The organism is Helicobacter sp. NHP19-003 (assembly GCF_019703305.1).
GTDB lineage: Bacteria > Campylobacterota > Campylobacteria > Campylobacterales > Helicobacteraceae > Helicobacter > Helicobacter gastrocanis.
The window spans coordinates 533,838-554,692 of record NZ_AP024814.1; the positions used below are offsets into that span (position 1 = coordinate 533,838).

Below are 20,855 nucleotides of genomic sequence, written 5' to 3' on the forward strand. Positions count from 1 at the left end.
ATCCAAAGAAAGTTGCCACGACTGAAAGCATCATTCCCCACAATCCTAGAAAATGCCCTATTCATTGCCGATGCCCACCACCAACAGGGCATGGCTGACTTGCCTGACTTTTTAGAACAGCTAAGGGCAAACCCACCTAGCCAACTTTTTTTAATGGGCGATCTTTTCCAAATTTTTGTGGGGAGCATTAAACACACCCACGCCCCCCATATTCTAGAACAGATCGAGAGTTTGAGTCGACAAACCCCCGTCTTTTACTTTGAAGGCAATCACGATTTGGGCTTAAGCGGTGTAGCCCAGCTCAAAAACACGACAATTTACCCTAGAAGTGCACAGCCGGTCATTTTTAGCCACAAGGATAAACTCTACGCCCTAGCGCATGGGGATTTGTTTTTGGGCTTTGGCTATGGCTTGTATATCCGCTTGCTTGCAAACCCTTTAAGCCTTAAAATCTTAGGGCTGTTGGCCCACATCAAGCCCCTTTACACCGCCATAAGCACCCCCATTTACGCCAAAAGGATTAGAACCTACCCCCAAAATGCCCTAGATTTCACCCATTTTGCCAAAGCGCGCCTAGAACGCTATGCAAAGCAAAGCCCACAGCCCTTAAGCGGTGTGATTGAAGGGCATTTTCACATTGGGCGCATTTATCAAGACTCAATGTATGTGTCTTTGCCCTCGTTTTACTGCACTAAAGAGGTTACAAAATTAAGCGAGGGGAGTTTAGTGGTTTGCCCCGCCTTGAGCTGATCTGCGCTAAACTAAGAGAAAATAGGCTAAAATCTAACTCCCTTTAAATTTTGTAAAATAGGGATGCGCTTGACAGAACAAAATTTAAACACCGCTCTAAATTTAGGCGAAATTGAGCTAGTGGATTTTAGAATCTTCGGCTTACAAGGAGACCAGCCCTATGAGGGCATTTACGGGATCAATGTATCCAAGGTGCAAGAGATCATCATGATGCCTGAGATCTTTGAGTGTCCCACAAATTTGGATTATATTTTGGGCGTTTTTGATCTGCGCTCTACGATCATCCCCTTAATCGATTTGTCGAAATGGCTAGGCATCGTTGAAGATGAAAGCCGTGTGTCTGAAAAAGTTGTGGTCATCACCGAGTTTAGTGGTGTGAAAATGGGCTTTGTGGTGCACGCGGCTAAACGCATTCGCCGTATCGACTGGGGCGATGTTGAGCCCGCCGCTTTCAGCAGCCACAGCACCCCAAGCAAGGACAAAGTGACCGGCACGACCAAGATCGATGGCGATAAGATGATGTTGATTTTAGATTTGGAGAGCATTTTAAACGACCTAGAATTGCATGCCTACAAAGCCCCCAAACCACCCAAAGAAAAGCACCAGATCAAGCAGTTTGACGGGATTGCCATGTTTGTAGACGACAGCAAGTCCGCCCGCATGATCATTAAGCGCACTTTGTTAAAAATGGGCTTTAAAGTCGTGGAGGCAGTGGATGGCAAGGATGGGTTGGCGAAGTTGGAGATGCTCTACGAGCAGTACCAAGACAAGTTGGGTCAAAATTTGCGCTTGATTGTGTCGGATGTGGAGATGCCTAAAATGGACGGCTACCATTTTTTCTCTAAAATCCAAGAGGACCCGAGGTTTTGCCAAATCCCCGTGCTCTTCAACTCCTCAATCTGCGATGACTACAGCGCACAAAAAGCGCTGGATTTGGGGGTGAAGGGATATTTGGTGAAGTTTGATCCCGATCGTTTCATAGATGAGATTGCTAAGATTTTAGGGTAATCTTTTTAAGTTATAATAAAAGAATTTAAAAGAGAGGTGTTTTATGGATGATATGAAAGAGATCATGGAGGACTTTTTAGTCGAAGCCTTTGAGATGAACGAACAGCTCGATCAGGATTTAGTGGAGCTGGAGCACAACCCAGAGGATTTGGACTTATTGAATCGCATTTTTAGGGTCGCCCACACCATCAAGGGCTCAAGCTCTTTTCTCAATCTAGACACCCTCACCCATTTGACCCACAACATGGAAGATGTCTTAAACCGGGCGCGCAAAAATGAGCTGAAGATCACCCCCGATGTGATGGACATCGTGTTGCGTTCGGTGGATATGATGAAGACCTTATTGGTCAATATCCGCAACACGGGCACAGATGCCAATGCGGGTTTAGACATTGATGGGATCACCAAAGAATTGCAAGCCCTTGTGCAAGACCCCAAGCAGGACACCTCTGCTCCCACAGAGCAAGCCCCACAAGGGCAAGAGCAACCCACAGCAGAGCACCCCAAAGAAGAGGCTAAGGTGGAGAGCAAAGTCCAAGAGGCAGGTCATGAAAACGAACCCGATTATGCTAATATGAGCCCGCAAGAGGTGGAACAAGAGATCGAGCGGCTGTTAAAATTACGCCAAGAGGCAGACAAAGCCCGCCGTGCAGAGAAAAGGAAGGAAGAGGCACAAAGCACCCCCGCACAAAACGCACACCCCCAAAGCGCGCCTGCCCCAAAAGCCCCAAGCGCCCCTGCACCTAAACCCGCACCAGCAAAACCTACCCAAGTGGGCGCAAAGCCGGGAGGTTCTAAAAAAGAGGGTGAAAAGTCGGTGGCGATCGGGGTCGAACAGACCGTGCGTGTGGATGTGGGGCGGCTGGATCACTTGATGAATCTCATCGGAGAGTTGGTGCTGGGCAAAAACCGCTTGATCCGCATTTATAGCGATGTGGAGGAGCGCTACGATGGAGAGAAATTCCTAGAGGAGCTCAACCAGGTGGTTTCTTCTATTTCGGCAGTCACGACAGATTTACAACTAGCCGTGATGAAAACACGGATGCAGCCCATCGGCAAGGTCTTCAATAAATTCCCCCGCATGGTACGCGATTTGAGCCGGGAGCTGGGTAAGAGCATCGATTTAGTCATTGACGGGGAGGAAACCGAGCTAGACAAGTCCATTGTAGAGGAGATCGGCGATCCGCTGATCCACATCATCCGCAACTCTTGCGACCATGGGATTGAAAAGCCAGAAGATCGTAAAGCGCTGGGCAAACCCGAAACGGGCACCGTGGAGCTCAGTGCCTACAATGAGGGCAACCACATTGTGATCAAGATCAGCGATGATGGGGTGGGGCTGGATCCGGAAAAACTCAAAGCAAAAGCGATCGAAAAAGGCGTGATCACCGAGAGAGAAGCCGCCACCATGACAGACAAAGAAGCCTTGAATCTCATCTTTAAGCCCGGTTTCTCCACCGCCAAAACCTTGAGCAATGTGTCGGGTCGGGGTGTGGGCATGGATGTGGTGAAAACGAACATTGAAAAACTCAATGGGATCATTGAGCTCGAATCCGAAGTGGGTGTGCGCACCACACAAAAACTCAAAATCCCCCTCACTTTGGCGATCATCCAAGCCTTGTTGGTGGGCGTGCAAGAGGAATACTACGCCATCCCCCTCTCTTCTGTGCTTGAAACGGTGCGCATCAGCCAAGATGAGATTTACAGCGTAGATGGCAAGAGCGTGTTACGCCTGCGCGATGAGGTGTTGTCTTTAGTGCGTTTGGCAGATATTTTTAAAGTGGATGCCATTTTAGAAACCTCTAGAGAGGTGTATGTGGTCATCATCGGGTTAGCCGATCAAAAAATCGGACTGATCGTGGATTATCTCATCGGGCAAGAGGAGGTGGTGATCAAATCTTTAGGCTACTACCTCAAAAGCACGAAGGGCATCGCGGGGGCGACGGTGCGTGGGGATGGCAAGATCACCTTGATCGTGGATGTGGGTACGATGATGGAGATGGCAAAAAATGTCAAGGTCAATGTCAATAGCTTGATCAATGAGGCGCAAAACTCGAATGCCAAAAACAACCCCAGCGACTATATTGTGCTCGCCATTGACGACAGCAGCACGGATCGGGCAATGATGCGTAAATCCTTAAAACCTTTAGGTGTAACGGTGCTTGAGGCGACAAACGGCATCGAAGGGCTCGAGATGGTGAAAAACGCCGATAAAATACCCGATGCTGTGCTGGTGGACATTGAAATGCCTAAAATGGATGGTTACGCCTTTGCGGCAGAGGTGCGTAAATACAACAAGTTTAAAAATTTGCCCTTGATCGCCGTAACTTCAAGGGTTACCAAGACCGATCGCATTAGAGGCGTGGAGAGCGGGATGACTGAGTACATCACCAAGCCCTACAGCCCCGAATATTTGGCAAATGTGGTGAAACGCAGCATTAAATTAGAAGACTAAAGGAGCGACCCATGCAACGAGATGCGATGGCATTAAAAGAGCTGTTTGAAAAGCAGAAAAAAGGCGATAAAGATGAAAAGCCCGAAGATAATGAAGAGATTTTACAGTTCATTGGGTTCATCATCGGCAATGAGGAGTATGCGATCCCCATCCTCAATATTTTAGAAATCGTCAAGCCCATCGGCTACACCCGTGTCCCCGAAACCCCTAATTATGTCTTGGGCGTGTTTAACTTAAGGGGCAATGTTTTCCCCTTAATTAGTCTGCGCTTGAAATTTGGCTTGCCCGCTGAGAAACTCAATAAAGACATGCGTTACTTGGTCGTGCGCCACAACGACCAAATTGCCGGCTTTTTCATCGACCGCTTGACAGAGGCGATTCGCATCAAACAATCCGACATTGACCCTGTGCCTGAAACCCTCTTGGAAAACAACCAGCTGATTTTTGGCATCGGCAAGAGGGAGGACAAGTTGGTTTCCATCCTTAAAGTGGAAGAGATCCTTAAAAAAGACTTCTAGGTGCATGTATGCAAGAAAGGGATGTGATGTTTTCTAAATTGGGGATTGGCACTAAGATTATTGTCGGTGTGTGTATAGTGGTTGTGCTGGGGATTATCATCCTAGGGGTGGTGATCAGCAAGCAGGTGAGGACTGTTACACGCAACACCACCATCGAGAACATGCAAAGAAATATCAATGAGAACGCTGCCCGCTTACAAAGGGTGATGAATCGCATGTTTGCAGCCATGAGTGTTTTAGGCGAGAATCTCACCTCCATTGATTTAGCCCACAATGAAAGTGAAAAACAGCGGTTGATCCAAAGGTTTTTAAACGACAATACGCGTGTTCGGCTGATCAGCGTATCCGCTGTGGGCGATCCTAACGGCTCTTACATCGTGCGCAGGGTGGGTGGTAGCCTAGAAACTCTCGTTAAAAAAGATTTTTACAACCCCCAGATCACCCACCAAGTGTTGCAAGATGGCAAGATTCTCAAAACAAAACCCTATTTTAAAGACATCGGTGGACAAAAAGTTTTTGGTTTTGAATTAGCGGTGCCCCTCAACAAAAATGAGAGTGGTAAAACTAAAATAGTGGGGGTGATGATCGCTTTTATCGACATCGATAGTTTTGCCGACATTACCATGCGCAGTAAAAATGACACTTTTGTGATGCAGCAAAACGGATATTTGTTGCTCACATACGACAAAAATATTCAAGGCAAACTCTTGAGTGAAGTCAATCCCGATCCTACAGCAGCACGCCTAGTGGCGATGGTGCATGAAAACAGTTCTGGGGCTATGGATTACCACGCGATCAGCACCAATAAAGACAGTTTCTTGGTTGTCAAATCCTTTGACATATTTAATAAAATCGGTCCTGAGGATTTTAAGTTTAATTGGGCGATTGCGCGGTTTGCGAGCAAAAGCGAAGTCTTTGCAGCAGCCCGTTACTTGCAAAAATTGATTTTCATCATGGGGTTGGTGGTGGTGGTGTTGGTGGCCACCGTCTACATCCTTGTGCGCTCTTTGGTGGGTAACCGCATTGAAGTGGTTTCCAACACCCTGCGCAGTTTCTTTAGATTGCTCAACGATCCTAAAAACAACCAAGATGTGCACATTGTCGAGCCTAAAATGCTCGATGAGATCGGGCATATGCAGCTCTCCATCAACGAGAACATTTTAAAAATACACGAAAACACCAAGACGGACAGCGCCACCATTGAAAACATGCTGGGCGTGGTGCGCCACATTAAGGAGGGCGACTTCACGCAAAGGATCACCGCTACGCCCAATAATCCCGATCTCTTGCAACTCAGAGAACTCTTTAACGATGTCGTGGCGTATTTGCAAGAACATATAGGTTCTTACATGCAAACCATCAACGAGGCCTTTCAACGCTACCGCGCCTTAGATTTCACAAAGGGCATCCCAAACCCTTCTGGAGATGTCGAAAAGTCCATCGATGCTTTGGGGGCTGAGATCACTAAAATGCTGCGCACTTCGCTCGATTTTGCCAGCGCACTCACAAAAGAATCGCAAGGTTTAAAAGCTTGTGTCGATCAGCTCACAAACAGCGCAAACCAGCAAAATAAAAGCTTGCTCCAAACTTCTAAATCGATCGAATCTATCACAGAGAGCATCGCCAGCATTAGCCAAAAAAGCGAAGAGATGATCGCCCAAGGGCAGGACATTAGAAACATTGTAGAGATCATCAAGGACATCGCCGACCAAACCAATTTACTTGCGCTCAATGCCGCCATTGAGGCCGCTAGAGCGGGCCAACACGGGCGGGGCTTTGCTGTGGTCGCCGATGAAGTGCGCAAGTTGGCTGAACGCACCCAAAAATCTTTGGGTGAGATTGAGGCAAATATCAATGTTTTAGTCCAAAGCATTGTTGACACTGCCGAGTCCATTAAGGCACAGAGTCAAAGCGTGGAGGGGATCAACGCCTCTTTGCAAGTTTTTAAAGAGGACACACAAAACAATCTCAGTGCCGCCAGCACTTCTCTAGAGGTGGGCAACAACATCGATCGCATTTCCAAGGATATTTTAGAAGACGCGAACAAGAAGAAATTTTAATGCAGATTCTTAAAAAGGTCTTGTGGGTTTTATTCATCTTGCCTGTGGTTTTGGGCGGGGTTTTTGGGTGCGGGTATGTGTTTTATTTGTGGGAAGAGGCGGACACCGACCTTAAAAAAGTGGTGGATTATAAACCCGATCTCACCACACAGATTTTAGACACAAAGGGGCGGCTGATCGCCAACATTTATGACAAAGAGTTCCGCATTTATGCCCACTTTAATGAAATCCCCCCACGCATGGTGGAGGCATTGCTGGCGGTCGAAGACACCTTGTTTTTCGAACACAATGGTGTGAATTTAGACGCGATCATGCGTGCGTTTATCAAAAATTTACGCAACCAAAAATACGCTGAGGGCGGGAGCACCTTAACCCAGCAGCTCGTCAAAAACATGCTCTTAACAAGGGCAAAGACCCTGGATCGCAAACTTAAGGAAATGGTGCTCGCTTTGAAGTTGGAGCGGATGCTCACCAAAGAGCAAATCCTTGAGCGCTACTTTAACCAAACCTTTTTTGGGCATGGCTTCTATGGAATCAAAACCGCGGCGTTGGGTTACTTTAAAAAGCCCCTAGCTCTTTTGAGCCTCAAAGAAATCGCCATGCTCGTGTCCTTGCCCAGAGCCCCGTCCTTTTATGACCCCACAAGACGGCTTGAGTTCTCGCTAGCACGGGCCAATAGCATCATCAAACGCATGTATGATTTAGGCTGGATTGGGGATAGAGAAATGGATGCAGCTTTAAACGAAGTGCCGCAAGTCTACCACACCACCACCACCCAAAATGTCGCCCCCTATGTGGCAGATGAAGTGGTGCGGACTTTGGGCTTTCTACCCGACCTTAAAACCGGGGGCTACACGATAAAATTGTATGTGGATTTAGACTACCAAAAATTCGCCCGCGATTCTTTGAGGCTGGGCTATCAAAACATGCTCAAGCAGTTGCGTGAAAATGAGGACAGCACACTCAATGGGGCGATGGTGGTTACAGACACCAAGAGCGGGCACATCTTAGCTCTTGTGGGGGGGGTGGATCACAACAGGAGTTCTTTTAACAGAGCCACCCAAGCCAAGCGCCAACTAGGCAGTGCCGTAAAACCCTTTATTTACCAAATCGCCTTTGACAACGGACTCTCTAGCGCGTCTTTGATCCCGGATGTGGCGCGCAGCTTCAATAACCGCAATGGCGCGACTCCCAAGCAACGCCATTGGCAGCCCAGAAACTACAACCGCAAGGTCAACGGCCTCGTAACCCTAAAAAGCGCCCTCACCCACTCGCTCAACCTTGCCACCATCAACCTCGTGGACTATGTGGGCTTTGACACCATTTATCGGGATCTTAGCTCTTTTGGCTTTGAGGACTTGCCTAAAAACATGTCCATTGCCCTGGGCAGTTTCAGCATTTCGCCCCTAGAGGCGAGCATGCAATACTCGCTCTTTTCTAACTATGGCAACATTGTAGAGCCGACTTTAATCGAGAGCATCACCGACTCAAGAGGGCATGAAAAACCCTTGAAGCTCATCACGCCCAAAAGCGTTCTGAGCCCCTCTAAGGCCTTTTTAACCCTAGCGGTGTTGCAAAATGTCGTGGAGAAGGGCACGGGGCGCAAGGCACAGGTGCCGGGGCTAGAGGTTGCGGGCAAAACGGGGACTTCTAACAACGATGTGGATGCGTGGTTTTGTGGCTTTAGCCCGAGTTTACAGACGATCGTGTGGTTTGGCCGAGATGACAACACGGGCATAGGCAGAGCGATGACGGGGGGGATGGTGGCCGCCCCCGTCTTTGGCGACTTCATGAAAAAAGTCCTTAAATTTGACCCGAACTTAAAACGCCGCTTTGAAATCCCCGAGGGCGTGATCGCCCAGCGCATCAATGGCGAAACCTTCTACACCATCAAGGGCACGGCACTTCCTAGCCAAAGCCAGGGCAACACACCGCTTTTATTCTAAGAATCGGTGGACTTGACAAAGCCCTTAAAATAGTGTATTATTACACTTTTTGCAAATGACCCGTTAGCTCAGCAGGTAGAGCAATTCCCTTTTAAGGAATGGGCCGCTGGTTCGAATCCAGCACGGGTCACCAGGCTCCTTCATCTAGTGGTTAGGATACCACCCTTTCACGGTGGTTACAGGGGTTCAAATCCCCTAGGAGTCACCACAAGGTCGCTTAGCTCAGTTGGTAGAGCGCCACCCTTACAAGGTGGATGTCATAAGTTCGAGTCTTATAGCGACCACCACGGAGCGGTAGTTCAGTTGGTTAGAATACCTGCCTGTCACGCAGGGGGTCGCGGGTTCAAGTCCCGTCCGTTCCGCCACTTCAATTAAACCCCAAACTTTAGTAGACCCCTTCATCTAGTGGCCAAGGATACCACTCTTTCAAGGTGGAAACGGAAGTTCAAATCTTTCAGGGGTCGCCACACTTTGCTGGTCTTTAAACCACCTACCACTCGCGCCCTAAGGCCCCTAGCTTTAGCTAGACGGATAGTTGGCTAGCATTAGCAGGATATGCTAATATCCAAGGCGCAATCAAGGGGTTGACCCCTTGGGGTTGGGGCATCAACCTTTGGAAGTAGGGAACATAAGACTCCAAACGGAGTTTATCCCGCCTGAAGCCACGATCTGTGCTAAAGTGAGAGTCCCCTAATTTTAGTTGTGCGAGAGTATGTCAACAAACTCCACCAACCCCATCAATCCTTGCGCTCTTCAAGCCCTTAGCTTTCTTGATCGCTTATGGCAAGGAGTAGGGTTATTGAACCACTACAACAAGAGCTAGCAACAACAAGACAAAATCTATAAAAACTATACATACAGGTTTTTATAGGTTTGTTTTTGCCACAAAAGCTTTAAATTTTGCAAAAATAGATGTTGCTCTTAGTGGGCTAGATTCCTGCCACATTAACGCTTAAAGCTACAAATTTTGCTTGTCTCCCCAAAACCAAGGAGCAAAAGCGGGGCTTTTGATGAGAGCGGACATGGTTAAAGCAAGAAGTAAAAATCCCAGCCTTGTAGAATTTTATAAGGTCGATGGGCTTTGATCGGTCTGTAAGAACGACTCGAGCTTGAGCGCGCTGCGGACTAAAGTTAGCCTTAGTGTGGGGGGCGCAAGGTTTAAGTGAGGATCACCAAGGGCACTCTAAGAACAAATCAAAGCCTGCCTTGTTGCGTAATTCTCTTTTGAAGTCTAAGTTAATCATCACTTCCTTGCTGTTGGCAAAGGTGTCGATGAGTTGCTTTCTAATCACAATCCTACAGCCCTGTGTATCGAACTCGTAGGGGATTTTATCGATGGCGATTTCAAAGCGGGAGGGGGTTTTTTGTTGCAAAGCGTAGCGTTGATAAGGGGCGTTAATGTTGTGGTCTTTTTGCTTAGTTTGGGTGTACTCGTAGGTCTTGATGCGCCCTTCAATGTTGGTGATTTGGGTGGAGGAGTTGTTGAGTCTAAAGGTTTGGGTTTGTCTTTTGGTCAAAAAGACCTCGCCTTGCATGAACTTTTGGAGTTTATAGGAAAAAATGTCTAAATACAGCTTGCCATGCGATTCTTCAATGCCGACTTCCCGCCCACTCAAGGGGTAGTAGTTTTCTTGCGAGAACACCACTTTTTTAGATCCGCTTGTCTTTAATTTGACAATTTGCGTGGTTTTGGTTTGGGTTTGGGTGGGTGCGCTTGCCCTTGAAGTTTGTAAGTGGTTGTGGTTGACCGTGTTTGTGATGTCTTCTTTGTAGTTGAAGTTGTAGTTGATGGGGGCACCGCCATTTGGGGGTTGCCCGCACCCCACAAACGCCCCCAAGCAACACGCTAAAAACAAGCCCCCCCTTTGCGCCCAAATCCGCTCCATAAAAACCCTTTTTACAGCGCTAAACCCCTACACCAGGGATACAAGCGTTCTTTAAGTCAAATGCTACTAATATCGCCCCATCTGGTGGGTTTTTAACCCCAAAGCAAACGAATATCCATTTTATCATAATTTGGATTGTAAAAAGGCGGGCTAGAAGCGATGAAAGGTTTACAAATCTGTTGACACTTGTAACAAGAGCAAGGGGGGCGTGGTGCTTAAGATTGCCATTTTAGGCATGCCTAATGTCGGCAAAAGCTCTTTGTTTAATTGTTTTTTAAAAAGCCGCAGTGCGATCACCTCCAACATTGCCGGAACCACTAGGGACATTAAAAAACAAACCTTTTTGCTCGCCGGGCATGGCGTTGAGCTGTGGGACACGGGGGGCTTTGACCCCGCCCACATTTTTGGGGACAAAATCGCGTCTTTGAACATGGAGGCAGTGCAAAGCTGTGATTTGGTGTTGTATGTCGTGGATGGCAAAGTCCCCCCCCAAGATGCCGACAAACAGCACATTTTGGGTGTCCAAAAGCAAAATTGCCCCTGCTTTTTGTTGATCAACAAGGTGGACAACGACACAGAAGCTTTGAGTGCCTATGAGTTTGCTAGTTTGGGCGTGCAAGACATGTTCTTTGTGTCGGCTAGCCACAATCGGGGATTAGACAAACTCACACAAGCCATTTTAAGGCATTTCAAGCTCAAGCCCCTCCAAGCCCCCCAAGTGCAAGAAACCCCTGAGAGAATCCAAGTGGGCATCATCGGGCGTGTTAATGTCGGCAAAAGCTCCATTTTAAACGCTTTGGTGGCTAAGGAACGCGCGCTTGTGTCTAGCGTGGCGGGCACGACCGTGGACCCCGTGGATGAAACCATAGCGCACAATGGGCAAGAAATTTGCTTTGTGGATACCGCCGGGTTGCGCCAAAGGGGCAAGATCGAAGGGTTAGAGAAGTTTGCGCTCGATCGCACCCGTAAAGTGCTAGAAAATGCCCACATTGCGCTCTTGATCCTAGATGCGAGCACACCCTTTGTGGATTTGGATGAAAAAATCGCGTCTTTGGCTGATGAGTTTCGTCTAGGTGTCGTGGTGGTGTTGAATAAATGGGACATACGGCATGCCAGCTTTGAGAACATTTTACAGACCTTCAAACACAAGTTTAAATTCTTGCAACACGCCCCCATCATCACGGCCAGTGCCGTTTCTAAACGCCACATTTTGCAAATCAAGGATAAAATTTTAGAAGTGCACCGCTACTTCACCATGCGTATCAGCACCAGCACCCTAAATAAGGTGATTGGTGAAGCGACCCAAAGACACCCCCTACCCAGCGATCACGGCAAGATTGTACGCATTTACTACAGCACACAATTTGCGTCTTGTCCGCCCCAAATCGCTTTGGTGATGAACCGCCCCAAAGCCTTGCATTTTAGCTACAAACGCTACTTAACCAACACCCTGCGGGCAAAATTTGGCTTTTTAGGCACGCCCATTATCTTGCTCGCTAAGGGCAAAGAAGACTCCATTAACCCATGAACACCAGCTATTTCACTGACTTTATCCAAGCCAAAGACATTTGCCAAGCCCGCATTTTTTACGCCCTAAAGTGTAGCCCCAAAGAAGGGCGGATTTTGCAACATTTGGCCACGCAATATTTAAAGGGGCAATGCGACATAGAAGTCGCCGACTTGCTCGAGACTTTATTTAAGGCAAAAGAAGACAAAGCCCTGCCCTATTTGTACCACATTAAAAATCTCTTAGATTTGGAGTGGGTGGTGCAAGAAAAGCGCGCCAGACGGCAAGAGATTTTGCTTTTAGAGTTGTTTGACAGCTCCATTGCCCTAAGCCCTAACTTCTTTAAGCTTGCCGAAAACGGGCACAACAAGCACCCCTTTTTAGAGATCACGCCCTACAGCGACCATTTAGACTACTTCAACGATTGGTTTTTAAAAATTGAGATTTTGCAAAAAATCCAAAAAGTGGGCTTAAGGGGGCGCTCCAAACTCCAAGAGGATTTGCGCCTTTTGGAGCATAAAATCCACGCCCGCACCAAAGCCACGCAAAACCCCCTAGCCGTGCAAAAATTCTTAAACAAGCACCATTTAAGCCCCAAAGCGACCTTGCTTTTCTTTGCTTTGCTGAAAGACGCGTACAACAGCCGAGACTTTATCAAAGAGGACGACTCGCTAAGCCAGCACCAAAATTTATTGCAACTTCTAAGCGCCCATGGGGGCGACCTTGAAGAGAGTTCTTTTTTATTAAGCCCCGCAAGCCCCCTGATTAAAAAAAAGATTATGGACTATGAAGAGCTTTTAGACCCCTTTGAAAACGGGCTAGTGCGGCAATTCTTTTTACACGACATGGTGCTCGAGGCGATCACCACGCCCACGCCCCCACGCACGAACGCCACTTTAAAGCATATCCTTAAAGACAGCGACATTTTTGAAGCTCTTGAGCCTAAAGAGGGCTTAGAGGCGGTGGTTTTAAGCCAAAAGACCAAAGAAACCCTAGAGATTTTGCTCAAACAAATGGACCCTAAAATGCAACAACGGCTAAGAGATTGGGGGCTTGAGAAAAAGAACCACAAGGACATTGATGCCAAGATCATCTTTTATGGACCACCGGGCACGGGCAAGACCATGAGCGCGCTAGCCCTTGCCAAGAGCCTGAAAAAGGAAGTCTTGGGCTTTGATTGCTCCAAGATTTTATCCATGTATGTGGGCGAGTCGGAGAAAAATGTGCGTAAAATCTTTGACGATTACCAAAAAATCGCCAAACAATGCAAGAACCCCCCCATTTTATTTTTAGACGAAGCCGACCAATTCTTAAGCACCCGCACGACCGCCAGCAGTGGGGCGGACAAAATGCACAACCAAATGCAAAATATCTTTTTGCACCAAATTGAAAAGTTTGAAGGCGTGTTGATTGCGACCACGAATTTATTAGAAACCCTAGATGCCGCCTTCTCCCGCCGTTTCAATCATAAGATAGAGTTTAGACTCCCCACTTTCGAGCAAAGGGTGCAATTATGGGAGAAGTATTTACCCAAAAACGCCCCCTACGCCCCCCCAGAGGACGCTAAGAGTCTTGCCAAACAACTTGCCAAGCACGCCCTAAGTGGGGGGCAAATCGCTTTGGTGGTGAAAAACACCGCCTATAAAGTCGCCACCTACAAAGACCCCCTTTTTAGGCTAGAGGACTTTGCCAGCGAAATCGCTAAAGAGAAACAAGGGAGCTTTGGCACGGCCAAAAATATCGGCTTTGGAGTGGGGCTGTGATTGAGAGTTTAGAGATATTAGGCGGGCTTGTCTTTGCGAAGGCCAAGCTAGACTTTAGCCCCCGTTTGAATGTGATCAGTGGGGCGAGTGGGAGCGGTAAAAGCGTGCTCGTGGGGACGATTTTAGCCAGCGTGGGGCTTAGACCCCTACAAGCCAAAAGCGTAAAAGCTAAGTGGCAATTAGGCAAAATCCACGCCACAAAGGACAAAAAGAGCCTTTACACTTTAAACGGCAAGCCCATGACAAAAAAGAGCTTGCAAGAGAGTTTTGCCCCCCTCATCTTGCACATCTCCAGCTATAAACAAGCCCAAGAATTGCAACCGCATTTTCTTTTAAGCCTGCTTGATAGCTATGCCCCCCTAGAGTTGCTCGAGAGTTTTAAAACCGCCTTTGCACGCTTCCAGCAAGCCAAAGCCAAATTAGAAACCTTGCAAGCCCAGAGCACGCAATTAGACTTGCAAGCCGAAATGGCGCGTTTTGAGCTGTCTAAATTACAGGCTTTGGATTTGAGCGAGGGGGCGTATGAAAGGCTGTTAGAGCGTAAAAAAGCGCACCAAATGCAAGAAAAACAAGGCGTTGAAGTGAAAGCCGCCCTAGAGGCTCTAGAGCATGCCGCTAAAATCACCAAAGCCCTGCCCGAGCAAAAAGCCCTAGCCTTAAAGCAAGCCCTAGACGAAGCACAAGATTTTTTACTAGACCAAGAGCGTGCCCTAGAAGAGTTAGAAGCTCTAGACATTGAAGCCTTGCTCGATGAAATCAGCCGTCTAGGGGGTGTGGTGAAAAAATACGGGAGTTTAACGCAAGCCAGAGAAAGATTAGAGCAACTACAGGCAAGTTGCAAGGATTACAGCCAGCAAGCGGAGTTGTTGCAAGCAAGCCAACAAAATTGCACCAAATTAGAGCAAGAGAGTCTGCGTTTAGCCCTGCAAATTAAAGAGCAAAGGCAGGCGCATTTAGCGCAAATGCAAGCGGATTTACAAAGCTACACCCAAAGATTGCTTTTAAAGCCCCCCGTGTTAAAGTTGCAAGCCACGCCCTTAAGTGCCAGTGGCTTAGAGATCTTAGAGTTACAATTAGGCAGTGCCAAGAGTGCAAATATCAGTGCGGGTGAGTACAACCGCTTGCGTTTAAGCCTGCTGGCTCTAAAGGCAAGCAAAAGGGCACAAGGGGGGCAAACCATCTTTGTTGATGAGCTAGACACGAATTTAAGCGGACAAGAGAGCGCGTGCGTCGCCCAGATTTTAAAAGAGCTAAGTTGGCATTACCAAATCATCGCCATCTCGCACGCCCCCCACTTGCCCGCCCTAGCCGACAAACATTTTTTGGTCTATCCCCACCACAAAGAAACTTGCGTCAAACCCCTAAGCAAAGAAGAACAGACCTTAGAAATCGCCCGTATGGTGGATGCCAACTTAGGCAAGGAAGCCATCGCTTATGCCAAAATGAAGTTAAAGCCAAGGCCTTGATCTCTTACGCCCTTTTAAACGCCTTTGTTAAACTTCTAAAAGAGCAATCTAAAATCACCATCCGCCACGCCAAACAAACCCTAAGCCTAGACACCCCCAACTACCCCTTTAAAGCGTGCATGCAAAAGGGCACCAGCCACATTTACCTAGACCCCACGCCCTTAGAGCTGTCTAAAACCCCCTTTAACCTTGCCTTAGAACGCTATGCCAGCAATGCCAAAATCCTAGATTGCTTTTTGGAAAACGAAGACCGCATTTTAAAGATTGTCCTCGAGTGCGCCACCAGCTATAAAAAAGTCCAAAGTGTGTTGCATTTAGAATTTACGGGCAAGCACAGCAACGCCATTTTGCTAGATGGCCAAGGCTTAGTGCTCGAAGCCTTGCGTTTTGTGTCTTTAGAGCAAAGTGTCCGCCCCGCTCAAAAACGCCCCGCTAGCCCCCTAGAAAAGCCCCCTTTAAACGCTCCCCACAAGAGAGCCTAGACACCCCCGCACTGCTACAAGCCTTGCAAGAGCTACACGCCAGCACCACAAACAAGCAACTAGAAAACCAAAGGGCGAGCCTAAAAACCGCGTGGCTTAAGAAACAAGAGAGCCTACAAGCCATTTTAAAGGGTTTGTCTAGCCCCAAAGAGTTAGAAAATTTGAGCCACACCAAGCAACGCCAAGCATCTTTAATTTTGTGCCACTTGCACGAGCTAGAGCCTAAAAGCTTGTATCAAGGCGTGCTGTGTTTAGAAAACGAGCAAATCCCCCTCCCCAAAAACGCCAGAAGTCTCAGCGATGCGGCCAATAAACTTTTTAAAGAAGCCAAGAAATGCCAGCAAAGGGCTTTGCACATCGCCCTACAACAAGAGAATTTAGAGTCCAAAATCGCCTTTTTGCAAGCCAAAATCGCTCTGTTGCCCCAAAGCAATTTAGAGGATTTAAAAGTGCTCACACCCAGCAAACAGAGCAAACATAAAAAACCCAGCGTGTGGGAAAGCTTTGAGATTGAGGGGGTGCGTGTGGGGATTGGACGCAATGAAAACGAAAACCGCGCCTTGTTAAAATCGGGGCGCAGTGGCGACACTTGGGCGCATATCAAGGACAAGCCCAGCGCGCATATGTTGCTTTTCACCCACCCTAACCGCCCCTCAGCTAGCCTACTTCAAAAGGCGTGCCACTTGCTCGCCAAACTCGCCTACGCCAACGAGAGCCAGCAAGCCCTAAAAGTGGCGATCGACTACACACAAAAAAAGCATGTCAAATTCGCCCAAAAAGGGGGCAACAAAGCCTTCGTTACCTACACGCACTTTTCTAGTTTGGTGATCGCCCTTTAGGACACAAAGGGCATGATCAGAGTTTTAAACCCGTCCTTTTCAACCAAAAAGGGGTCGGTGCTTTGGTTTAAAGACAGCTCAAAAGTGGGGGTGTTGAGGGCGTTGATCGCATCGAGCAAATGGCGGGCATGCACTTGCAATTCAAAACCTTCTAAGGGGGTTTTGGCTTCTATGGAAGTGCTGGCAAAACTCGGACTTTCGTTTTCTAAGGATTCAAACTCTATGCGCTCAGGGTAGAAAATGATCTTGGTCGTAGGGCTGAGCGCGCTTGTGATTTGGATCGCCTCTTTGAAGTTTTGGGCTTCTAAATCAAAGGTGTGGGCGAATTGTTTGGGGAAAATCGCCTCATAGTTTGGGTATTTACCCCCAATGAGCTTAGAGTAAAGCAACATTTCCTCGTTTTTAAAGAAAAGCATGCTCGGGTCTTTGGGCTCATAAAACATGTCAAAGTCGTTTTCAAAAAGTTTGCTGATTTCAAGCATCGCGCGCTTTGGCAAAATATACTCAGTCATCAGGGCTTGCTCGGGGATATTGTCGGCATCCATTTGCACCAAAGACAAACGCCTTGTGTCTGTGGCGGCTAGCTCTAGGCGATCTTTGAGCACCATCAACACCCCCCCAAATTCGTATTTAGAGGCGTTTGTTTTGATCACATGCACTAATTTTTTAAAATGCTCGCCCAAAGTGGTGTCGCTAAAGTGCAAAAAGGGCAAGTTGTCGTGGCTAGGAAACGCCGGGAAGTCGTTGCGGTCAAACAAGGGGAGCTTGAATTTAGAGCGTTTAAAGCGCACATGCACAAAGTCGGCATCGGCTTCTAAAGACAAATCCCCATTTTCTAGCTTTGAGGCGATGTCTAAAAAGTGTTTGGCGTTGAAAGTCGCGCTCCCTTCTTGAACAATGTCTGCCTCTAGATGTAAGCAAAGTCCCATTTCTAAATCATTGGCTTCTAAACGCAATCCCCCATTTTTGGCTTCTAGGCAGACATGGGAGGCAATGTTGGCGAGGTCTTTGCGGTCGGTAAACGCCACTAAATGTTGCAATGCCCTTTCTAAACGGGTCTTGTCAATGGTGAGTTGCATCAAAATATCCTTTATCTGAAAGGGGGCTATTGTAGCATAGATCACTTTAGGGCTGTGCTAACTTCTGCGCTTGCAAAGCGTGGTCGCAATTCACCCGAAAAGAGTTTGTGATGGTGTTGATTCTGGCGGTTGAGGTGAATGCTTCGTGGCAATGCCTTAGCGTGCGTAGGCGGGCTTTAGGGTGCTTTAAAAAATGCTCTACGGAGCGCACAAAGTCAAAGTGAAACTCCATAGGGGCTAGCCGTTCGCTAGCTGTGCCCTCGCAATTTGAGCTGCAATATCCACTTTGGGCATTTAAAGTGCTAAATAAGCCTAAAAAGAGCCAAATGTAAAGTTTTTGCATATGTTGCCTTTCTTTTTTATTCTAATGCAAGTTTATGCACCAACAACCAACGGGTGATGGCGTATAAAACCCCTGCCTTGAAAAACTCCAGCCCTAAGAAAAGAGCACTCGTACCCGTGTCTAAAAAAAAGTAATTGGCGTAAAAGGCTAAATAACTGTCTTGCAAAATCGCATTTTTGGGGCTTAAAAAGATTTGTTGCAAGATTTGCGATGGCAAGGACAGCCCAAAGCTGATTCCTACAAAGAACACCAGCCCCGTGAGTTTGGGGAAGCGTTTAAACCGCCCAATGTTCAACAAGGCCAGCACCAAGAGCAATTTTAAATACAAGAGCAAACAAAAGAGCAAGAACAGCCCCAAAGCGTTTAAAACATAGGGCAAGCCCTCAGGACTTAGGTCGCTCAAGGACGGGGCTTTGGTGTGGCATAAATAAGAGAGGAACAGGGCCACAAAAAAGCCTAAAATGCTTAAAAGTACCCATGTCAAATTGATGGCAATCTTTGCCCACAAAATCGCGTCTATGCTTAAGGGCAGGCTAAAGGTGAAGTAGCCTTCAGTCCCAAAGAGCTTTTGTTGGGTGGAGCGCATGGCGGCGGCAAAAATCAACACAAGCAAAACCCCACTGCCTAAGAATAAAAAGAAGTTTGCTATCAAGAAAACCAAGACATTGCCTTCTTTTTGGCTCAAAAACACCCAGCAAAAGATCAAGAATACTTGCGTCCCCACTATGGGGGCGTAGTTCTCTAAAAAGTCGTGCTTAAAGATTTTAAACATGCATTAAATCCTTATACGCCTGCTCCACGCTGCCATGTCTATTTTTAAGCGTGGCGGTGTCTTCAAAGGCAACTAACCCCCCATTTTGCAAAAACAACGCCTTGTCTAGGCACTCCTGTATGTCGTGTACCAAATGTGTGGCGATTAAAATTGCGCTCTCTTGCTCCCTTTCGTGCATGATGAGGTCTAAAATCTCTTGCCGCCCGAGTGGGTCGATCCCCCCAAAAGGTTCATCGAACAAAAAAAGTTGCGCCCTGCGACTCAAGGTTAAAATGAGTTGCAAGCGTTCTTTTTGCCCCTTTGAGAGGGATTTAAGGGGTAGGTCTTGGGGGAGTTTAAAACTCTCTATCAGCTTGAGCGCCTTATCCTTGTCAAAGTCGCTGAAGAAGTCGGCGCATAAATGCAAGAGATTGTTGGCGGTGTGGCTAGGCGGATAAATGGGGTGGTCTGGGCAGTAGGCGGTGATTTTCTTGCTCTCTAGTCCGATGGGCAGCCCGTGTAAGCGCACCTCTCCCCCATGCTCTCTTAAAAGCCCAGCTAAAATCTTCAACAACGAGCTTTTGCCCGCCCCATTAGCCCCCAAAAGCCCTACAATCTGCCCGCTTTCAAGGCTGAAATTTATGCCATGCAGCACAACCTTAGAGCCATAGTGTTTACTCAAGTTCTCAACGACTAGCATTAGTAAGAAAACTTTGTAAAAAGTACAAAGGACGAATTGCCTATGGTGTTTCTCACTTTGGACGAGTAAGAGTAAACATAGCCCAACCCCGCATCTAAGATCATTTGCTTGGACTGCCACACCTTGTAATTTGTCATGAGTGAATACTCTTGATAATCCCCAAAGGCGACCATCGCGTCCATGCGCACCCGATTCGTCTTCAGCCCTCCAAAGATATAGCCCGTAACGGTGGCGTTGGCAAAGTAAATGGCGGGCACGCCCATCGCGTTAATGCCCCGTCCATAGAATTTTGTCTTGTCGTTGAATGACCAAAAGAAACCCTTTTTATTCGGGGCTGGCACACCATAAGCCCCCAGGCCAAAGTTTAAGATTTTATACATGAAAGTTTGATCCACCATCACCAAACCCGCCTCATCATTGCCCCTAACAGCGTCCGTGTTGCCATGTTGGTAAATGCCGTGTACAATGGTATAAGACTTGAAACCCTTGGGCAGTTGCGCAAAGTACTGGAACTTAAAGCCCACTTGGATCAAAGGCGTGTGTGTCATGGGTAAATGTGAATCTGCTAGAAAGAAGGGCTCAATTTTAAAGCCCTTATGTTCGTAGCCCGTGCCAAATGCCACAACTTCTCCGCCCACATATTTTTTCTTAGATACGGGGTCGTAGGACGCTAGGGCATTGATCCCGGTGGCAATGCGCGGGCCTTGTAGGTCATTGCCTTGATAGCCATTGTAGAGCATGGAGTCCATGAAAATGCCCCAATAGGTCCAATCGTAGCGGTGCATATACAAGCTCGCACCTTGAATATTGCCCTGTATCCAGTCAAAGTCCACAAAGTTGGTGTCAAAACGCCCCAGAGCAAATTTTAACCTTTTGGTGTCGTATTTGACATAAGCGTCCGAAATGTCGCCCATGCTCAAATACGGGAGCATGTTGCTCTTTACACTGCCTAAAACATTGCCTATGCTGACAATGGGTTCGAACTTCTTGTTTTTGCTCCACACATTCCATGCCCCTATTGCGCCGATCCCAAACGCCCAACCATTGTTGAAAGCAAAGTTTGTCCCCACACGGGCATCAAAGCCCACATACCCATGCCCCTTGTGCTCTAACCCTTGGCTGTAAATCATCCCTAAATACCCGAAGGGGTCGAGCCGTATCTCTGTCGTCAACAGGGGGGACATTAAAAAAGACAAACCCAAAAGATAACGCCGCATACACCATCCCAGCATAAAATGGTTCATTATACCTAAAAGTGGGGGTAAATGGGTTTTTTTGTATAATGGGGATTTTTAAAGGAAG

General features: G+C 47.5%; 17 protein-coding genes and 5 tRNA genes. 16 read left to right on the top strand and 6 right to left on the bottom strand.

The genetic code is table 11. The features are described from left to right. The first annotated feature begins 12 nt into the window (after positions 1-12). From K6J72_RS02870 to K6J72_RS02920, 11 genes are all read left to right on the top strand, one after another. Positions 13-750 carry a UDP-2,3-diacylglucosamine diphosphatase gene (locus K6J72_RS02870; RefSeq protein ID WP_260320651.1) on the top strand — a complete coding sequence of 246 codons (738 nt, stop codon included), beginning with the start codon at positions 13-15 and terminating at the stop codon, positions 748-750. Positions 751-819: 69 nt separating this feature from the next. Further along, entirely contained in the window at positions 820-1,758 is a 939-nt protein-coding gene (locus K6J72_RS02875) for a chemotaxis protein (protein WP_430886739.1), read from the top strand. A gap of 43 nt (positions 1,759-1,801) precedes the next feature. Beyond that, entirely contained in the window at positions 1,802-4,213 is a 2,412-nt protein-coding gene (locus K6J72_RS02880; protein ID WP_221280481.1) for a hybrid sensor histidine kinase/response regulator, read from the top strand. Positions 4,214-4,239: 26 nt separating this feature from the next. Further along, a complete protein-coding gene (locus K6J72_RS02885) occupies positions 4,240-4,731 on the top strand; it encodes a chemotaxis protein CheW (RefSeq protein ID WP_221281080.1) in 492 nt (163 codons plus the stop codon). 8 nt (positions 4,732-4,739) lie between these two features. Continuing rightward, on the top strand, positions 4,740-6,791 hold the full coding sequence (locus K6J72_RS08575) for a methyl-accepting chemotaxis protein (RefSeq protein ID WP_279346964.1): 2,052 nt from the start codon (positions 4,740-4,742) through the stop codon (positions 6,789-6,791). Then, on the top strand, positions 6,791-8,737 hold the full coding sequence (locus K6J72_RS02895; protein WP_221280482.1) for a transglycosylase domain-containing protein: 1,947 nt from the start codon (positions 6,791-6,793) through the stop codon (positions 8,735-8,737). The genes K6J72_RS08575 and K6J72_RS02895 overlap by 1 nt, the downstream gene beginning before the upstream one ends. Positions 8,738-8,794: 57 nt before the next feature. After that, positions 8,795-8,870 (top strand) — tRNA-Lys (locus tag K6J72_RS02900). Then, a tRNA-Glu gene (locus K6J72_RS02905) sits at positions 8,871-8,945 on the top strand. A 3-nt stretch (positions 8,946-8,948) separates the two neighbouring features. Continuing rightward, positions 8,949-9,024, top strand: a tRNA-Val gene (locus tag K6J72_RS02910). A gap of 1 nt (position 9,025) precedes the next feature. Next, positions 9,026-9,102, top strand: a tRNA-Asp gene (locus K6J72_RS02915). A 26-nt stretch (positions 9,103-9,128) separates the two neighbouring features. Beyond that, a tRNA-Glu gene (locus K6J72_RS02920) sits at positions 9,129-9,204 on the top strand. A 702-nt stretch (positions 9,205-9,906) separates the two neighbouring features. Here the strand turns inward: K6J72_RS02920 and K6J72_RS02925 are convergent. Continuing rightward, entirely contained in the window at positions 9,907-10,623 is a 717-nt protein-coding gene (locus K6J72_RS02925; protein WP_221280483.1) for a cell surface protein, read from the bottom strand. Positions 10,624-10,858: 235 nt separating this feature from the next. Between K6J72_RS02925 and der the strand changes: the two genes are divergently transcribed. From der to K6J72_RS08295, 5 genes are read left to right on the top strand one after another with little or no spacing between them, the layout of a single operon-like run. After that, positions 10,859-12,151 (top strand): ribosome biogenesis GTPase Der, encoded by a 1,293-nt coding sequence (gene der / locus K6J72_RS02930; protein ID WP_260320692.1) that lies wholly within the window; start codon positions 10,859-10,861, stop codon positions 12,149-12,151. After that, entirely contained in the window at positions 12,148-13,893 is a 1,746-nt protein-coding gene (locus K6J72_RS02935) for an ATP-binding protein (RefSeq protein ID WP_221280485.1), read from the top strand. Before der ends, K6J72_RS02935 begins: the two co-directional genes overlap by 4 nt. Further along, the gene (locus tag K6J72_RS02940) at positions 13,890-15,359 is read left to right on the top strand and encodes a DNA repair protein RecN (RefSeq protein ID WP_221280487.1); all 1,470 of its coding nucleotides are present in this window, start codon (positions 13,890-13,892) and stop codon (positions 15,357-15,359) included. The genes K6J72_RS02935 and K6J72_RS02940 overlap by 4 nt, the downstream gene beginning before the upstream one ends. After that, positions 15,356-15,841 carry an NFACT family protein gene (locus tag K6J72_RS08290; protein ID WP_260320652.1) on the top strand — a complete coding sequence of 162 codons (486 nt, stop codon included), beginning with the start codon at positions 15,356-15,358 and terminating at the stop codon, positions 15,839-15,841. The genes K6J72_RS02940 and K6J72_RS08290 overlap by 4 nt, the downstream gene beginning before the upstream one ends. Before the next feature lie 23 nt (positions 15,842-15,864). Beyond that, on the top strand, positions 15,865-16,680 hold the full coding sequence (locus tag K6J72_RS08295) for a putative RqcH family protein (protein WP_260320653.1): 816 nt from the start codon (positions 15,865-15,867) through the stop codon (positions 16,678-16,680). On the opposite strand, the gene dnaN is transcribed toward K6J72_RS08295, so the two are convergent. The 5 genes from dnaN to K6J72_RS02970 are packed head-to-tail and all read right to left on the bottom strand — an operon-like array spanning position 16,677 to position 20,797. After that, positions 16,677-17,759 (bottom strand): DNA polymerase III subunit beta, encoded by a 1,083-nt coding sequence (dnaN, locus tag K6J72_RS02950; RefSeq protein WP_221280502.1) that lies wholly within the window; start codon positions 17,757-17,759, stop codon positions 16,677-16,679. The two genes, K6J72_RS08295 and dnaN, sit on opposite strands and share 4 nt — an antisense overlap. 46 nt (positions 17,760-17,805) lie before the next feature. Next, complete coding sequence (locus K6J72_RS02955) at positions 17,806-18,102, bottom strand: hypothetical protein (RefSeq protein ID WP_221280505.1); 297 nt, start codon at positions 18,100-18,102, stop codon at positions 17,806-17,808. A 16-nt stretch (positions 18,103-18,118) separates the two neighbouring features. Continuing rightward, positions 18,119-18,874: a hypothetical protein gene (locus K6J72_RS02960; RefSeq protein WP_260320654.1), complete on the bottom strand. Its 756-nt coding sequence runs from the start codon at positions 18,872-18,874 to the stop codon at positions 18,119-18,121. Next, positions 18,867-19,553 carry an ABC transporter ATP-binding protein gene (locus K6J72_RS02965; protein ID WP_221280508.1) on the bottom strand — a complete coding sequence of 229 codons (687 nt, stop codon included), beginning with the start codon at positions 19,551-19,553 and terminating at the stop codon, positions 18,867-18,869. Before K6J72_RS02965 ends, K6J72_RS02960 begins: the two co-directional genes overlap by 8 nt. After that, positions 19,553-20,797, bottom strand: a complete 1,245-nt coding sequence (locus tag K6J72_RS02970; RefSeq protein ID WP_221280510.1) for an outer membrane family protein — start codon at positions 20,795-20,797, stop codon at positions 19,553-19,555. The genes K6J72_RS02965 and K6J72_RS02970 overlap by 1 nt, the downstream gene beginning before the upstream one ends. Between the last annotated feature and the right edge of the window lie 58 nt (positions 20,798-20,855).